Source organism: Pyrobaculum calidifontis JCM 11548 (genome assembly GCF_000015805.1).
Classification (GTDB): domain Archaea; phylum Thermoproteota; class Thermoprotei; order Thermoproteales; family Thermoproteaceae; genus Pyrobaculum; species Pyrobaculum calidifontis.
The window spans coordinates 902,257-917,096 of the sequence record NC_009073.1 but is presented as its reverse complement, the minus strand read 5'-3'; the positions used below and the strand labels follow the sequence as shown (position 1 = coordinate 917,096).

Annotated in this window: 17 protein-coding genes and 2 tRNA genes; 8 read left to right on the top strand and 11 right to left on the bottom strand. The window is 53.0% G+C overall.

Annotated elements, in window-relative coordinates:
* The first annotated feature begins 3 nt into the window (after nucleotides 1-3).
* Nucleotides 4-483, top strand: coding sequence for a 30S ribosomal protein S4 (locus tag PCAL_RS05170; RefSeq protein WP_011849654.1), 480 nt, complete (start codon nucleotides 4-6; stop codon nucleotides 481-483).
* A gap of 27 nt (nucleotides 484-510) precedes the next feature.
* Nucleotides 511-1,410 (top strand): isoaspartyl peptidase/L-asparaginase, encoded by a 900-nt coding sequence (locus PCAL_RS05165; protein ID WP_011849653.1) that lies wholly within the window; start codon nucleotides 511-513, stop codon nucleotides 1,408-1,410.
* Here PCAL_RS05165 and PCAL_RS05160 read toward each other — a convergent pair.
* Both PCAL_RS05160 and PCAL_RS05155 read right to left on the bottom strand, forming a co-directional pair.
* On the bottom strand, nucleotides 1,407-1,610 hold the full coding sequence (locus tag PCAL_RS05160; protein WP_011849652.1) for a hypothetical protein: 204 nt from the start codon (nucleotides 1,608-1,610) through the stop codon (nucleotides 1,407-1,409). The genes PCAL_RS05165 and PCAL_RS05160 overlap by 4 nt on opposite strands.
* A gap of 34 nt (nucleotides 1,611-1,644) precedes the next feature.
* Nucleotides 1,645-1,998 carry a hypothetical protein gene (locus PCAL_RS05155; protein ID WP_011849651.1) on the bottom strand — a complete coding sequence of 118 codons (354 nt, stop codon included), beginning with the start codon at nucleotides 1,996-1,998 and terminating at the stop codon, nucleotides 1,645-1,647.
* A 38-nt stretch (nucleotides 1,999-2,036) separates the two neighbouring features.
* Here PCAL_RS05155 and PCAL_RS05150 point away from each other — a divergent pair, with 38 nt between their 5' ends.
* The gene (locus PCAL_RS05150) at nucleotides 2,037-2,747 is read left to right on the top strand and encodes a DUF72 domain-containing protein (protein WP_011849650.1); all 711 of its coding nucleotides are present in this window, start codon (nucleotides 2,037-2,039) and stop codon (nucleotides 2,745-2,747) included.
* 57 nt (nucleotides 2,748-2,804) lie between these two features.
* Here the strand turns inward: PCAL_RS05150 and PCAL_RS05145 are convergent.
* A tRNA-Ala gene (locus PCAL_RS05145) sits at nucleotides 2,805-2,910 on the bottom strand.
* Nucleotides 2,911-3,040: 130 nt separating this feature from the next.
* Between PCAL_RS05145 and PCAL_RS05140 the strand changes: the two genes are divergently transcribed.
* Nucleotides 3,041-3,134, top strand: a tRNA-Lys gene (locus PCAL_RS05140).
* Nucleotides 3,135-3,147: 13 nt separating this feature from the next.
* Here the strand turns inward: PCAL_RS05140 and PCAL_RS05135 are convergent.
* The 3 genes from PCAL_RS05135 to PCAL_RS05125 are packed head-to-tail and all read right to left on the bottom strand — an operon-like array spanning nucleotide 3,148 to nucleotide 5,362.
* The gene (locus PCAL_RS05135; protein WP_011849649.1) at nucleotides 3,148-4,101 is read right to left on the bottom strand and encodes an aldo/keto reductase; all 954 of its coding nucleotides are present in this window, start codon (nucleotides 4,099-4,101) and stop codon (nucleotides 3,148-3,150) included.
* Between the two features lie 28 nt (nucleotides 4,102-4,129).
* Nucleotides 4,130-4,435 (bottom strand): hypothetical protein, encoded by a 306-nt coding sequence (locus tag PCAL_RS05130; protein ID WP_011849648.1) that lies wholly within the window; start codon nucleotides 4,433-4,435, stop codon nucleotides 4,130-4,132.
* 24 nt (nucleotides 4,436-4,459) lie between these two features.
* Nucleotides 4,460-5,362 carry a radical SAM protein gene (locus tag PCAL_RS05125; RefSeq protein ID WP_011849647.1) on the bottom strand — a complete coding sequence of 301 codons (903 nt, stop codon included), beginning with the start codon at nucleotides 5,360-5,362 and terminating at the stop codon, nucleotides 4,460-4,462.
* A gap of 42 nt (nucleotides 5,363-5,404) precedes the next feature.
* Between PCAL_RS05125 and PCAL_RS05120 the strand changes: the two genes are divergently transcribed.
* Nucleotides 5,405-5,968, top strand: coding sequence for a transcription factor (locus tag PCAL_RS05120; RefSeq protein WP_193322933.1), 564 nt, complete (start codon nucleotides 5,405-5,407; stop codon nucleotides 5,966-5,968).
* 37 nt (nucleotides 5,969-6,005) lie between these two features.
* On the opposite strand, the gene PCAL_RS05115 is transcribed toward PCAL_RS05120, so the two are convergent.
* The 4 genes from PCAL_RS05115 to PCAL_RS05100 all read right to left on the bottom strand — a co-directional run bounded on the left by PCAL_RS05115 (nucleotide 6,006) and on the right by PCAL_RS05100 (nucleotide 11,505).
* A complete protein-coding gene (locus tag PCAL_RS05115; RefSeq protein ID WP_011849645.1) occupies nucleotides 6,006-7,187 on the bottom strand; it encodes a pyridoxal phosphate-dependent aminotransferase in 1,182 nt (393 codons plus the stop codon).
* Between the two features lie 220 nt (nucleotides 7,188-7,407).
* The gene (locus tag PCAL_RS05110; protein WP_011849644.1) at nucleotides 7,408-8,151 is read right to left on the bottom strand and encodes a DNA double-strand break repair nuclease NurA; all 744 of its coding nucleotides are present in this window, start codon (nucleotides 8,149-8,151) and stop codon (nucleotides 7,408-7,410) included.
* The gene (locus PCAL_RS05105) at nucleotides 8,151-8,657 is read right to left on the bottom strand and encodes a hypothetical protein (protein ID WP_011849643.1); all 507 of its coding nucleotides are present in this window, start codon (nucleotides 8,655-8,657) and stop codon (nucleotides 8,151-8,153) included. Before PCAL_RS05105 ends, PCAL_RS05110 begins: the two co-directional genes overlap by 1 nt.
* Nucleotides 8,647-11,505, bottom strand: a complete 2,859-nt coding sequence (locus PCAL_RS05100; RefSeq protein WP_011849642.1) for a hypothetical protein — start codon at nucleotides 11,503-11,505, stop codon at nucleotides 8,647-8,649. Before PCAL_RS05100 ends, PCAL_RS05105 begins: the two co-directional genes overlap by 11 nt.
* Nucleotides 11,506-11,552: 47 nt before the next feature.
* On the opposite strand from PCAL_RS05100, the gene rimI reads away from it, so the two are divergent.
* From rimI to PCAL_RS05085, 3 genes are all read left to right on the top strand, one after another.
* The gene (gene rimI / locus PCAL_RS05095) at nucleotides 11,553-12,035 is read left to right on the top strand and encodes a ribosomal protein S18-alanine N-acetyltransferase (RefSeq protein WP_193322932.1); all 483 of its coding nucleotides are present in this window, start codon (nucleotides 11,553-11,555) and stop codon (nucleotides 12,033-12,035) included.
* Nucleotides 12,036-12,181: 146 nt separating this feature from the next.
* Nucleotides 12,182-12,670, top strand: coding sequence for a hypothetical protein (locus PCAL_RS05090; protein WP_226952004.1), 489 nt, complete (start codon nucleotides 12,182-12,184; stop codon nucleotides 12,668-12,670).
* 16 nt (nucleotides 12,671-12,686) lie between these two features.
* Complete coding sequence (locus PCAL_RS05085) at nucleotides 12,687-13,457, top strand: metallophosphoesterase (RefSeq protein WP_011849639.1); 771 nt, start codon at nucleotides 12,687-12,689, stop codon at nucleotides 13,455-13,457.
* Between the two features lie 79 nt (nucleotides 13,458-13,536).
* On the opposite strand, the gene PCAL_RS05080 is transcribed toward PCAL_RS05085, so the two are convergent.
* On the bottom strand, nucleotides 13,537-14,823 hold the full coding sequence (locus PCAL_RS05080; protein WP_011849638.1) for a Clp1/GlmU family protein: 1,287 nt from the start codon (nucleotides 14,821-14,823) through the stop codon (nucleotides 13,537-13,539).
* Between the last annotated feature and the right edge of the window lie 17 nt (nucleotides 14,824-14,840).

Below are 14,840 nucleotides of genomic sequence, written 5' to 3'. Positions count from 1 at the left end.
GCCATGGGCGGTTTGAAGAAGCCTAAGAAGAAGTACCTCGCTGGTAAGCCTAAGAAGATTTGGAATAAGCAGCTGTTGCTAGAGGAGCTTCAGCTAATGGGCGAGTATGGGCTAAGGAACAAGAAGGAGCTTTGGCTTGCTAGAGCTAGGCTTAAGTGGATTGTGAGGCGCGCCCGCGCCCTGTTGTCCATGACCGCAGAGGAGAGGGCCCCGCTGGAGGTGCCGTTTAAGGAGAAGCTGTACAAGATGGGCTTCATCGAGGATCCCAACGTGCCGTTGGACAGAATACTCTCCCTCGACGTAAGAGCCATATTGGAGAGGAGGTTGCAGACTCTGGTGTTTAGAATGGGCCTCGCCAAGTCTATCCACCACGCGAGGCAGCTCGTGGTGCACGGCCATGTGTTAGTCGCGGGGAGGCGGGTCACGTCGCCGGGCTTCCTCGTGCCCAGAGAGCTTGAGGACAAAATCACGATAGAACAATAGCTTAAAAGAGTCTATTACCGTTGTCTAGTGACGACGTTAGTTGTCCACGGAGGGGCCGGGCGGTGGGCGGTAAGTGAAGAAAAGAGGCAGGCGGTTAAGAGGGCGTTGGAGGACGCGGTGAGGGAGGGCCTTGCGGCGATGCTAAGGGGCGGTGCAGTGGACGGCGTAGTGGCGGCCGTGGAGTATATGGAGGCCAGCGGCTTGTTCAACGCGGGCTACGGCTCTGTCTATGCGCTGGACGGGCGAGTCTACATGGATGCCGGCATTATGGACGGCAAGACCGGCAGAGCGGGGGCGGTCGCCGCCGTCGAAGGGGTGAAAAGCGCCGTGCGGCTTGCCCGCGCCGTCATGGAGTTGACAGACCACGTCATTTTGGCGGGGGAGGGGGCCACGCTTTTGGCGAAGAGGCTTGGCCTAACTGCTCCCTTTTACAAGTTTTACAGCGAGGAGAAGAATAGGCAGTTTAGCCAAGTTCTTGAGGAGGCCAGGCAGGGCAAGTGGCATTTCAAGAGGGTTCTAGATTTTGCAGACACTGTGGGCGCCGTGGCTTTAGACAAAGATGGGAACTTAGCCGCCGCCACGTCCACCGGGGGCGTGTGGCTGAAGCTACCAGGCAGAGTGGGAGATAGCCCACTGCCTGGGGCGGGCTTTTGGGCTGAGAACGGCGTTGGCGCCTTTAGCGCGACTGGCGTAGGCGAAGTGATTATACTCTCCACGCTTTCTCTACGCGCTAGAGATTTGCTTGAGCAGACGGGCGACATACGCGCGGCCGTGGAGAAGGCCGTGGAGTACGTCACTCGGAGGTTTGGGCCAGACACGGCGGGCTTGATAGGCGTAGACGCCAGGGGGCGCTTCGCGTTTAGCTACAACACTAGGGCAATGGCGAGGGGGTGGGGAAAACCGGGGGAGGTACGGGCGGAGCTTTAAACTTTCTTTCTCCAAGTCTTTGTGTCTGGGTCAAACTTAAACCCCATCTTCTTTAGCTGGTTAATTGTGTCTCTAAACTGGTCCTCCGGGAGTCTCTTCCCCTTTCCGACTTTTACCACTACCTCGTCTTCGTCGTATGTGTAATCTACCGGCAACTTTCTCAGCCGCTCTTCTACACCTTGTCTTTTGTCCTCTTCCATTTGCCCAAAGGCGTTGGGGTATAAAAATTTGATGCTACAGGAGGCGCGATATTCTTACAAGTTTCTTTTTCGCGAGCTCCATCGCCCACGGCGGGAGTTCGAAGTTCTTAAGCACGTAGTCGACCAGTTTTTCAATTTCGTCGCAGTCTCTGCCCCCCTGCTCTCTGCACAGCTTGACGAGGTACTTTGACCTCGCCTCAAATAGCTCGGGCGTCATCTTTACTCTGGCACAGTCGTGGTCATACGTGTATCCCCTCTCCAGGTCCAGCATGTGCAAGTAGAGGTGTGCCGCGGCCTTTGCGAGATCCATCGCGCCGCTTTCCACGTATACGCCCTCTTTCTCGGCGTAGCAACTCCTCGCGCCGGAATATATAGACCTGCGCTCCACGTCTCAAATCGTTTTTAAAATAAAAAGGTAGTAGACATGTGGAGGTGTTAGTGGGCACATGCGGCTTTCCCAAGTCGCGCCGACAAATATACTCAACGCTGGATGTAGCTGAGCTACAAGAGACGTTCTACAATATGCCAAACAGAGGGAAGATGCAGGCCTTGAGGGAGGAGGCGCCGGGCTTCCACTTCACAGTCAAAGTCTTCCAGGGGTTGACGCACCCGGCGGATAGCCCCACTTTTAAAAGGACGAAGGGGTTCAAGCCCACTGAGAGACACGGCCTGCTGAAGCCCACCGAGGAGAATTTCCAGCTGTGGAACGAGTTTGTAGACTCCGTGGCGCCTCTCCGCCCAGAGGTCTTAGTGTTTCAGACGCCGCCTAGCCTAAAGCCGGAGCCCTACATATACGACTTCTTTGCCTCGGTGGCTGGCGCCGGGTTCAAAGTCGCGTGGGAGCCCCGTGGCGAGACTTACAAAGACCCCACGCTCATTGAGAGAGTGGCGTCTCTCGGGGTAGTCATTGTAGTGGATCCCCTAAAGAGGGCGCCGTTGCGGGGCGGGATTTACTACTTTAGGCTACACGGACTCCCGGGAGAGGTGAACTACCGCTATAAGTACACCGACGACGATTTACGGAAGCTGGCAGAAATTATCAAGTCGCTGGAGGGGGAGGCGGCGTACGTCCTCTTCAACAACGTCTACATGTTTGACGATGCGAGAAGATTCAAGTCGATAATAAGAGGGGGGTAGACACGTGGAGTAGCAGAGCTACGGAGGCTTTCCTCCACCGGATGTACGCTAGAAAGATGGTGGACCGGCCGGGATTCGAATTCCCGGGGGTCTCCCTCCCGGGATCTCCCGCATTCTGGGGCTACCACGCCAAGCGGGCATCCTTCCGCTAGACTACCGGCCCCGACCCCTACTTAAACTACCGTTTTTAAACTTAACTCGCCTTGTCTGCGGCGGGTGCAGTGCGTCTTCGGCATGTGGGTTTGACCCTGTGAAGGCGCTAAACTTTTTAAACACGTGTTTAGACACGGGTGGGGCCCGTAGCTCAGCCCGGTTAGAGCGGCGGGCTTTTAACCCGTAGGTCGTGGGTTCAGGCAGAGCCGCCTACGAATCCCACCGGGCCCGCCACGTCGTCGGTTTTCTAATATGTGACGTATATTATCTTCTGTGAGATCTCCCAGCCTAGCCTGTCTAACGTCTTCCAGTCGTCGTCTGTTAATTTCCAGCCGACTGAGCCGGCGTTTTCAATGACCTGCTCTGGCCGCTTGGCGCCTGGTATTGGCAGTATTAGTGGGTCTCGCGTGAGCCAGTTTAGGGCTATCTGTGCTGGGGTTTTTCCATATTTGGCGGAGAGGCGTTTTAACTCGTCTAGTAGCGGCAGTACCCTCGCCAGGTTATCTCTTGTGAAGAGGGGGTCGTTTCTTCTCACGTCTTCAAATGTGGGCAAGTTGTCTGGGGTGTACTTTCCTGTGAGTACGCCTTTGGCTAGGGGGCTCCAGGCGATTAGTGCTATGCCTTCGCGTCTTAGGTATGGGAGGAGTTCTTTGTCTGCCTCTCGTTCTACCAGGTTGTAGCGGTTTTGCGACGTCGCTATGTCTATTTTCGATAGACACTTCCTGGCGTGTTCAAGTAGTTGGAGTGGGAAGTTGCTCACTCCTATGTACCTAATGGCGCCTCTGTCTACCAGTTCCTCAAGCGTCTTCATAGTTTCGCATATTGGGGTGTTGTGCCAACAGGCTGGCCAGTGTATTTGCATTAAGTCTATTGCGTCTACGCCTAGCCTACGCCTCTGATTCTCTACTGCAACTAAAATGTCCACTCGGCGTAGCCACTCCCCTGGTATCTTTGTGGCAATGTAGACGTGGCCTCTGAGGCCCAGTTCTTTGAGGGCTCTGCCTAGGAACTCCTCGCTTCTGCCTCTGCCGTATACGGCGGCTGTGTCGAAGAAGTTTATGCCTACCTCATACGCCTTGGCCACGACCTCTTTGGCGGTTTGGTAGTCTATTGCGCCCCAGGCGTCTCCTGAGAATTGCCACGCGCCTAGCCCAATTCTGGAGACTTTCATGTCTGTTTTACCCAGTCTTATGTACTCCATGGCGGTGCAATGTTGCTAATTTATAAGCCTAGAAGGAAGAGATGAACTCTGCCAAGACGTAGAGTAGAATTGCGCCGAATATTAGACTTCTCCCGCTGTATTTGCTTATCCCAGAGAAGTACAGCACTGCGCCTATTAGCCCCATGATCACTGAGAGAGTTCTGGATATTGAGGACATGTGAGCCTTGAGCACGTCTTTGAGATTTTGTAGAAACTTGTCGATGGAGTTTAGCAAGTTGTCTACCATTTGCCCAATTTTTGCAAATGGGTCTGTGGAATTTGAAGCGGCGAATGCGAGGACTGATGCGACCAGAGCCAGTACTACAACTTTCACGTATATCTAGGCGTTTAAAGGCACCTACACCACCTCTAGCTCTCTTGGGCCTGTGTTGATTTTTACTCGGATGTTTCTCGCCTTCGCGCTTCTGGGGTGGTGGCCCTCCTCGTCGTATATGACTGTGCCATCGTCTTGCACATATTCCCCTGGCTTCGCCGTTGTCATAGCCAGCCTGAACAGCCTGGCGCCTATTTGTACCAAGTCCTTTGTCTTGCCTCTGCATATGTGGACGGGAACGTCTTTGACCATTTCTGCGATTTTGAGAGCCGCTTGTAGGCTACCGGGGACGTTAAGCCCTTCTACGCGGTACCCCGCCTCTCTCAGCTTTTCAACATTTGGCTCAGAAACGTCTAGCTCGTTTATGTTTACAAACTTAATGTACGGCGCCAGCGCGTTTATCGCCTCAGCTATCTGTTTTTCAAGCCCGCGCAACGCGGGGACTTCTACTCCTACGTCTTTTCCAGCGGCCGCCAGCGCCTTTACGTACTTGACCCTCCCCTCCAGCTGCGCCTTCGACGTCACGTGTATTCTCACCTCGTCTACTCTGCTTGAGGCAATTACGCCAACTCTCTTCCCGTCTAGATTGAGTATGTGGGTGTACATGTGGATGTGGAAGTTTTCGCCAAACGACTCTTTTAACAACTCGCTAACCTCTCTAACTCTCTCGGCGACGGCGGCTGGATCGCCGCCGGTTATCGCGGCCCCGTCTGAGGCAAACTGAGCCACCACTTCTGGAATCTGCCTAATGTCGGCGACGGGCACGTCGTTTACAAAAATTACGTCTCTCCCAAAGCGGTCTCTCCCCACCGGGCAGTAGAAGCAGTTCAGGGGGCAGACGCCTGTTATGAATATCACGCTCTTCGCCCCCAGTAGGCACAACTCACATCCCGTTGCTATACGCCCTCTGGCTATGTTGTAATACACAACAGAGCGTTCGGATTTTTATTTATGAGCTTTACTATACATATGGCAGAGGAGGAGAGGACGGTGGAGCGGGCGCACGTAGAAGAGCGGGGAGGTAGGCAGATACTAATCATAAGGTGGAACACTGGCAAGACGTCGGCAGGGCGGCTCTTTGGAAGATACGGAGTAGGCGGGAGGCCCGACTTCTTTAGACTTCTCTTTGGCGCAATTGCCGGCTCGCTTAGAGAGAAGTTTGGGCCTCAGGGCGAGGAGATCTTTGGCAAGATAAGGGACTCAGAGGGCTTTAGGAGGAGTAGCCGTGAGATGTTTGACGCACTGAAGGAGTGGTTTTTCAACGAAGTTGCCCCACGCTACGGGCTCGACAAAGGCGACATATTTATGATTATAACAGAGGTGGAGGTGGATTTGGCAAGCGGCGAGTTGAAGTGGCAGAAAGATAAGACGGAGTTCTACTACTGGGTTAGAAGCGACAAATGTAAACCAGCGGCGCCTAAGGGTTGCGAACAGCTTGCCGAGGAAAACGCGCGGCTAAGGCAAGAGGTAGAACAACTCAGGCGCGAGTTGGCACAAATAAGAGAAAAACTAGCCAATCTGCTAAAGTCCTAGCGGGGACTCGCCCGCGCCAAGGCCGCGGCTGTTTTAGCTAGGTTGCGGAGAGGGCTTCTCCTATCCGCCTAATTCCTTCCTCTATTCTCTCTGTGGTTTCGGTTACGAAGGAGATGCGTAGAGCCGCCTTGTATACTTCGCTGAAGTACGAGCCGGGCACTGTGGCTACGCCGTGTTTCTCGAGGAGGACTTTGGCAAATTCTTCGCCGTCTACTATATACCTAGATAAGTCTACGAATATGAACATGGAGCCAGACGGGGGCACGAACTTGGCCTCGGGTATGTACCTCTTAACTGCCGCCAGTGCTACGTCGCGCTTGTGGCGATAAACCTCCACAACTTCTCTTATGTACCTCGTCCTCGCCTCAGATCTTAAGTAGATTGCAACCATTCTTTGGGCAAATGACGGAGGGCAATACACCATCTCCTCGTTGGCGAGTTTTACCTTTTGGACAACGTCTTTGGGGCCGTATACATAGCCCAGGCGCCAGCCAGGGATGGCCGGGTCCTTTGAAAAAGTGTTTATAGAAATTGTGTGCTCTGGGGCCAGTTTATAGAAGTAGACGTGTTCCCCCTCGTATATCAACGTCTTGTACGCCTCATCTGTAATAATCCAGAAGTCGTAGTCTTGGGCCAAGTCGGCCACCGCCTTGGCCACCTCCCTGTTTAAAATTCGGCCAGTGGGATTGTCTGGCGATACTAGGACCACCGCCTTTGTCTTTCTCCCAACTAGCGTTTTAAGCCGCTCTGGGTCTGGCTGAAAGCCCTCCTCTATCCGCGTCCTCAGAGGCTTCACCACTGCGCCAAAGTATTCAAGCAGAGGCCTGTAGCCGAAGTACGTCGGGTCTGTGACTACGACCTCGTCGCCTTGCTCCACCACGGTGGCCAGCGTGGAAAACATGGCGGCCTGCCCCCCGGCCGTGACGACGATCTGATCCGGCGGCACGTCGAGGCCGCCGAGCTTTTTCAAGTCTTCTGAAATAGCGGCTCTCAGCTCGTATATCCCCTGGGAGGGGGTATAGCCGTATAGGTCCATTGAGTCGACTTTCAACAACTCTCCCAGCGCCTCTCTTACCTCTCTAGGAGGCGGGACGCTGGGCTGCCCCGTGGAGAGCAGTATTACATCGCGGTTCTCACGCCTCAGCCTTTCTCTAAGTTCATCGATCTTCCGCGTGGGGGATTCGCGGAATGCGGCAACTCTGGACGAAAATCCGCGCATTGCTGGACAAGTGGCCTCGCTATATATATGTTTACGTGTACGTTTTTTGTAAAGGGACTATAAATCTCTGTCCTTGGTTAACTTCATGGAGCGTGTAATTATTCCTGTTTCTGAGGACGAACTAGAAAGTCTCTACGAGGTCTGCAAAAAATATAACCTAGAAACACTTGATGACTGCATTAACATGGCCTTAGCACGACTTATATACATTTACAAAGGGTTATAATAATTCTCTAATGTTTATTTTTTGTGGTTTAACCATGTTCAACATCAAGTAATATATTGAATTCAGAAATTCTCTATTTAGCTTGGCCAGATGGTGTGCCACTCTAAGTCTTATCGGGTAGCGGCTTAACACTCCACATATCTCCTCGGCCCTCATACTCTTTGGAAATTCTACATATAGAACCCAGTCAGACTTGATAAAAGTTCCGTAGAAATCGCCTATTTCCACAGGCTCTAAGTAGGAGCCAGGGGGCTCGCCTTGGAGCAGGCGGCGGGCCACCTCTTTTTCTCCAATCTTCTTAGCGACGCTTACAAACTCGTGACGCAGGTCCTCCTGCGCTATTCTCGGCCCATATCTCACAAGGCGCGGGTCTTTAGATACTCCAACAACATTGGCCGTGTTTACATATGGGGTTAATGGCCCATCTACAAACACAAGGCCTCCGTGGAGGGCCTCGGCGAATTTTATCTCGTTTATGCGCGCCACATAGTGCACATCGTCGTACGCCTTCTGCACTAGGAACCTCTTCTTCACCTCTCTTCCCACCCCCACCACCAGTTGCACTAAGACGTCGTAGTCGCCCACCTCCTGTACCACGTAGCCTGAGTCAACCGCGTAGTAGTCTCTGAGACGTCCCCCGCGGCAGTAGTTGACAAGCCTTTTCAACGACGGAGGAATCTCCACCTCGTGGGGGTAGAACTCTAGTTCTACAAATCTCAACAGCTCTGAAAATACCATTAGTATATCTCCTCTAACAATTTTTCAAACAGCTTCCTTGCCTCATCTCTACTCAAGTTGCCCACTATGTCGATCAAATGCGGCGGTAGCTCGGCCACCTCGCCCTCTACGTATTTGGCCAAGATGGCCAGCGTCTGCGACCGCTTGTACCTACGCCTCTCTCTTATTACCACCTCTTTCAGTTTCTCCAACGCCACATCTGTAGTAACGCCTCTGCCCAACGCCTCCACAATCTCCCGCTCAAGTATTCCTAACTCGTAGTAGAGAGATATGGGGATTCCCCTTATTACGACTCTGCCCTCTACGACGGCCGCCACGGGCTTCTTCGTGTATTTACCAACTCCAATTGGAACCCCGCCCTCTACGGCCCCTATGGCCACCACAGATTTCAGCTCTCTCCCGCCTAGTATCACTGCGTCGAAGAACTCAGGAGGCCCGCGTGCATCTATCACCACGTCGCCGAGGGGCTCTCCGCCCTCTTTTAACACCACTATTTTAAGCGACATACCTCTTCTCCACAACCCCCGCTCTGTATAACTTCTCCAAACCCTCTTCAACCAGCGACTTGTCTAACCCAGTCTCCTCTGCCAACTCCTCTATTGTCAAATGCGCCCCTCTACCTCTGCGGGCCACAGCCTCCAACAGTCTTGCATCTACACCAAGTCTTTTAGCAACTTCTGGCAACAAGTCCAGCTCTGAGACGCCGAACTTTTCCCTCAGCCATTCCTGCACCGTCTTCCTAGCCCTCTCCTCTTCCCGCATTTTTTCATACTTCTTTTCTAGCTCGGCCACATAGAGCTTCAAATGGGCGGCGTAGTCGTCTAGCCAGGGCTCTGGAAGCTCTAACAAAAGCGAGAGGTCTCTCTCTACGTCTAGGGCAGAGCCGACGGCTTGAGCTATGTGTCTAGCGCTCTCCCAAATCCTCATTATCTCACTGGCCTTTTGAAGAATGGCCTCCTCTCTTTTGACTATCTGCTCGTCCAGCTTGTCTAATTCTATCATCTTTGCCCTCATGGGGAACTTTTCCACAACCGCGGCGAGTCTTTTAACAAGTTTTACCCTCTCTTCTACCTCTGCCTCGGCCTCCCTTTTATTCTTTTCATGGCTTTCTCTCGCGGCGGCCAGCTTGAGAGTGAGCTCTCTTACGACTTTGCCATACTCCTTCTGGTCGCGGAAGCTGTATTCTCCCTTGCCGATGTCGAGCCTCTTACGTACTCTCACGGGGCCAAGAGGCGTCTGTCTCTCAATGAATATCTCGCCCAGAGACTCTAGTTGTGATAAAAGCTCTTGTACGTGGCGCTTGGCCAAGTCCTCTCTATATTTGTATAAGAGGTCACCTACGGGGACTAATACGCCCCTCAGCTTCATTAACTCAATGACGTCGTCCTCCTTAATCTCTCTCCACAAATTAGTTGGAAACAGTGTAGCTATGAGCGACTTAAGCTCCCTCTCGTGAATAGACGCGTCAAATGCCTTGAGAATTATCTCCTCTATCTCGCGATACGCCTTCAAGCCCTCAACCTCTAGACCCTCGTCTAGGGCCTCAGCCACTTTTACCAAGACAACGAGCTTCTTCTCTTTGCCCTTCCTAAGGGCCAGCGTATACCTCAACGTCTTTTCACGCGCCTTCTCTCTGCCAAGCCGCACTGCGTCTACAAAGCTCGGCGGCTTGGCATCGCGCCTTAAGACTTTGTCTACGGCATATCTCACAAGCTCCTGCTTCAATTTCTCAAACTTGTCCGCCCCATATACCTGAACAATTGCAAAGTCTAACGCCTTGACGGGGTAGAACCTCTTCCAATACGCGGAGAAAATTGGGGCAAAGGCCCTCTCCACGGTTTCTGTGAGCAGTATTGGACTGGCGACGAAGAGGGCAAAGTAGTCCACGACGTATCCGCCTATGGACCCCTGCGCCACGACGTCCGCCAGAGCCTTAGCCGCATTTCTCAACTCATCTTCTCTGCTTATGTACATGAAGATGTACGCCTCTCTAAAGCCCATGTTGTTGTCCCAGACTGCGTATCCGCAACAGCTCCTCAGTCTTATGCCGGAGATTTCAAGAGCGCGCTCTACCTCCTCTAGGAGATACGCCGGGTTCTCCAACTTCTGCATATACTGTTTGGCAAAAGCTGCTGAGGCCAATTGATCTTCGCCGACTATAATTTTTGCAACATCGCTTGATATAATAAGTTTTTTACCAATAAAATATCTATTTAACTCAACCACTTCCTCGTCTGAGAGTAAATATATGTACAACTTCCCCCCTTCTACCAATGAGTAGTAGAGGTACGGCTCGTAGGATATGTTTTTTACATCTTTTATGTCTAGGGAGCCTCCTCTGAGGGCTATTTGCTCTCTAGCAATGTCCAAGGCCTCTTTCTCGTCGTAAGGTATCTTGTACACGTAGACCTCCCTAGACGCGGCCCTAAGGGTCTCATCGTCGTGAGGCACACCAGCGAAGGCCAGCTCTAGCACTCTGTCGTCTACCTCTGGGCTTATGCCCTCCTCTCTTAAGAGGTGGGCAAGCCTGCGCCCCTCTGCCTTGTATTGAAAAAGCCTGGCCGTCAGCTTCATTAAGTGGCGCGGCGCCGTCTCCCCCTTCCTCTTCGCCAAGTGGTATAACGCCGCCAGCTCGGCCAGAGTGAAGGGACTGAGCGGGTTTAACTCGCCTGACTCTATCTTCCGCCTCCTCTCCGGCGTAGAGTAGGCGTATAGCCTCTGTCTAACGGTCTCAACGTATTGCCAAAATGGGTATCTAGTGTCCAGCGCTATTTCTTTGTAGACACGGCCCGTGGTTAAGTCAAAGACGTCTGGAACTACGTTTTTCAATATCGTGTAGTATAGCTGGGGCGTGAGCGCTATTATTATGGCGACCTTGTTAAACCGCTCAGGTTCGCCGAGTATGTGGCGGTAGGAGCGCGGCTCTAGCAACGCCCTTATAAGCGTGGCCACGTTTTGAACTATCTTCATAAACCTCTCGTCGCTAAGCGCGCCGAGTTTGTGGACAATAGCCATGCGCGAAATCTCGTCAGCCTCGTCGATGAGGACTAGCATGGGCTCGTCGCGCTTTTTAGACGCCAAGTCTATGGCAAGGCCTTGATCAAGAGTCAACGCAGTGCGCACCACTCTGAACCCCTCCCTCTTGGCCACCTCCTCAAGCTCGTCCAACAACTCAGATTTGCCGTAGCCATACGGCGCGACTACCACCGCCAACACATTGTTATTGCCCCTCTTGGCCGCCTCCAACACCTCAAGGGCCTCCCTAAGCTCTCTCTCAAGGCCCGTGGACTTGTGAAGTCTAACTAGGTGAGTAACCCCACTGGGACTAAACGGCAAGTCCACAAAGGCGTACACGTTAAAACGTGGAGGTGGACAATTTATTTACAGTAGATAAAACCAGCGTGCTTAGGAAGTGCTCCCCCCCAGACGTGGAAGAGATCTACGGCATAGAGAAACTGTCGTTTAAGCCCGACGATATCTACAGCGTTGAGCTACTGAAATTCTTGTGCTCATTTTGCTCCGACCATTCCTATGTGTACGTGTCAAACGGAGACGTAGTGGGCTACATTATCACATGTATAGAGGACAACGCGGCCCATGTGATATCCATCGCAGTGCACCCCGAACACCGGCAAAGGGGCGTTGGAGCCGCATTGCTGTGCACCGCGCTGAAGCTGCTAACGGAGGGGCAGGTGTCTGAGGTCTTTCTAGAGGTGAGAGTAACCAACGAGCCAGCCCTCCGTCTGTACAAAAGCGCCGGGTTTGAAGTCAAGGAGAGGCTACCCGCCTACTATAGCGACGGAGAAGACGGATACAGATTGGTGCTACGCGACAAGAGAAAAGCCCAGGAGTTTTGCTCTAAGGAGCCACACCACCAACTTTAGCCAATAGGCCACCACGTTTCTCCTCTTGAGGCGGTATAGGGCAACGTATTCGCGGAGATCTATCTCGCCGTTTAGGAAAGCTTTCTTTATCACATAACTCCGTGCCATTAAAAGCCGCTATAGGAGCTTTATATGCCACACCTAACGTGATCTGTATAACGTCGGGAAGTAAAGGTGGGACTGGGAAGACCACCTTCGCCGCCGTTGCCGCATATGTGTGGAGGTCTCTTGGCGTGCCTGTGCGCGTCGCCAAGACGGCCTCCGCCGCCGGCTTCTACCTCGTTGACTTGCCCGCCTTTCGTCTCGACGACGTGCTGTTTGTGAAAATTCTGTCTAAATGCAAGGCGCTTATCTACGTCGTAGATGAGGATTTTGAGACCTTGGGATCTGTGGAACGTCTCCACGCCGCGGTTAGGGGCGAGGTCTATGGCGTTATTTTGAACAAAGTATTTAGAAAGCCGGGCGAGGTTTTTGTAAAGGCGTATAAGAGGTTTGGGGACGTATACGTCGTGCCTTTTGACGAAAAGTTGGCCGTCCACAGGGCGGTGGGCGTTCCGCCTTTCCGCGTCAAGTCGCCTGCCACGCTCGCCATGGCGGAGGCCGCCGTGGATCTGCTTCTAAAAAATAAATTCTGAAGTCGTATGCCTCTCAGTGCGCGGAATTCTGCTACAACACCGCGGCGAGAGGATATTGCTGCTAGCGGATACTCACGTGGGCTACGAGGTTGAGCTAAGGAGGGAGAGGGGGATAAATGTGGTTAGCCAAACCGCGAAGCTTGCCAACTCTGTGCTAGAGCTAGTGGATTCGCAAAACGCTACTATGGTCGCCATACTTGGCGACGTTAAACACGAGCTCCCCGTGCCTAGGGAGAGTGTGGATGAGGTAAAGGCCTTTCTCAAGACCTTGGCAAAGAAGGTGCCCGTTTTGCTTATCCCAGGCAACCACGACTCTCTACTGCAAGAGATTGCGGCGGGAATAGAGGGCGTTGAAGTGGCGTCTGCGCGCGGCGTCTTAATTGGGAGATTTCTCCTCTTCCATGGGCATGTAAAACCTCTTAAGTCAGACCTCGAAAGGGCGGACGTTGTGGTAATGGGGCATACACACCCCGCCGTGGTTATAAGAGACGAGGTGGGCTACGCGGCTAAGGAGCCCGCAGTGCTGAAGATATATGCGCGTCGCTCTAAGCTCTGCAAGGCTCTGTACGACGAGCCTTGCAGACGACGTGGAGAGCTGAAGGTCGTGGTGTTACCCGCCGCCCACCCCCTCATAACCGGCGTCGATGTAAGAGAGCTACAGACCCTAGCGTCTGAAGGCCGGACTTTTCTAAAATACGTCGAGCTTAACCCGGAGAAAGTGGAGGTATATCTATCGGACTTGACCTACCTAGGGACACTTGCCGATATCACAGAGGCAACGCCATAATTCGCGTGAGATGAGATCATCACTGCTCAGGCGCTGCCCGCACCGCACATCGACCAATGAGGAGTGCCACTTTTTATACTTATAGGTGCGGTGCGTGCTCGACCTTGAGAAGGCTTGCGACTTTCTCCACTTCGTTGAAGTTCTCGTCAAGCCTTATGAGGCCTAGTCGTATACACTTCACCTCGCCTAGCCTCTTCTCTACGTCACTTGACGTATATAGAACAGCCTTTCTCTTGTCGTAGTATATCTTTTTCATGACACCGAGCCCCACTAGAAATCCTTCGCCGTCTTCAAGCCCCACTAAGAGGCCCTTTTCAAACTCCAGCGGCATACAGACCACTTGAAAACCGCCAACCTTTTTCATAAGCCACGCGTCGTTTTGAACTAGTGCGTAGACCCTCTCGCCCACTTGATAGGCTCTGACAACCGGCACGCCGAGGGTTTTCGCAAGCATTCTCTTCAACTCGTCGCCTATCTCAACGCCTTTGAAGAGGGGGAGGTTGCAAATAGGTATTTTATCCAGCGGCACGGCCAGCTCTACTGGGGGAAAGATGTACCTCCCGTACCCCATCTCCCTATGTATCTTCCTATCCTCCCTAGACTTGGCTCTGACGTGGGGAGGCGGCGGTAGCAACAAGACGTTTGAGTAACCTTTTACAATGGGGAGTAGCTCGTTCTCCACCTGTATTCCCACTATTAGCGACGGCTTTATCTCCTCGATAAGTCTACGCTTAAACGCCACCGCCTCCTCGTCTAAGATCCACCCATCGGTGTTTATGACCACTGTGTCAGCCTTCCAGACCTCTAGCGCATACCTCGCGGCCTTGTAGATCTGTTTAACGGCCCTAGGCCATATGCGCTCAAGACTCGTGGCCTGTAGAAATATGCTCTTTTCAGCAGTTAACTGCCTCAAATGCGTTATGTACTTGTCGAGCCTCGCCAGAGATATCGTGGTCGGGGGGCCCAAGTCGTTTTGACCAACGTCGGCGTCTATTATGGCCACCCTATGCCCCTGAGACAGGGCCTTGTTGCCCAACAGAGCGGCCAAGGTAGATTTGCCCACGTCCATTACGCCGATAATCAGTATAATACCCCTCAAGTCCATCTCCGCCACGCTTTTCTCCCAGATGTCGATGACCTCCTCCCCCGGGCTTGTCTTTTCCAGAAGGGCGCCGGGGCCAAGCACGAGTTCCACTTCCGAGTCCTCCACCGCCTTTATGACGAGTTTTCTAGCCCTAAGCACTGTGAAGCTCTGCCCCTCGGAGTATACGACGCCTGTGGCATATACGCGGCCGCGTTTTACTACAACCTTGGCAGGCCCCTCTATGCGATATACGTCGCCGCTCCTCATGACGCGGATTGACATTTGGGAAACTCGCCTAC

Excerpts from the sequence above, each read along its gene's own strand:
- PCAL_RS05110 (WP_011849644.1), bottom strand. The coding sequence starts at position 8,151 with ATGGTATTTTCAGAGCTGTTGAGATTTGTAGAACTAGAGTTCTACCCC.
- PCAL_RS05080 (WP_011849638.1), bottom strand. The coding sequence starts at position 14,823 with ATGTCAATCCGCGTCATGAGGAGCGGCGACGTATATCGCATAGAGGGG.
- PCAL_RS05170 (WP_011849654.1), top strand. The coding sequence starts at position 4 with ATGGGCGGTTTGAAGAAGCCTAAGAAGAAGTACCTCGCTGGTAAGCCT.
- PCAL_RS05115 (WP_011849645.1), bottom strand. The coding sequence starts at position 7,187 with ATGCGCGGATTTTCGTCCAGAGTTGCCGCATTCCGCGAATCCCCCACG.
- PCAL_RS05160 (WP_011849652.1), bottom strand. The coding sequence starts at position 1,610 with ATGGAAGAGGACAAAAGACAAGGTGTAGAAGAGCGGCTGAGAAAGTTG.
- PCAL_RS05135 (WP_011849649.1), bottom strand. The coding sequence starts at position 4,101 with ATGGAGTACATAAGACTGGGTAAAACAGACATGAAAGTCTCCAGAATT.
- PCAL_RS05120 (WP_193322933.1), top strand. The coding sequence starts at position 5,405 with ATGGCAGAGGAGGAGAGGACGGTGGAGCGGGCGCACGTAGAAGAGCGG.
- PCAL_RS05105 (WP_011849643.1), bottom strand. The coding sequence starts at position 8,657 with ATGTCGCTTAAAATAGTGGTGTTAAAAGAGGGCGGAGAGCCCCTCGGC.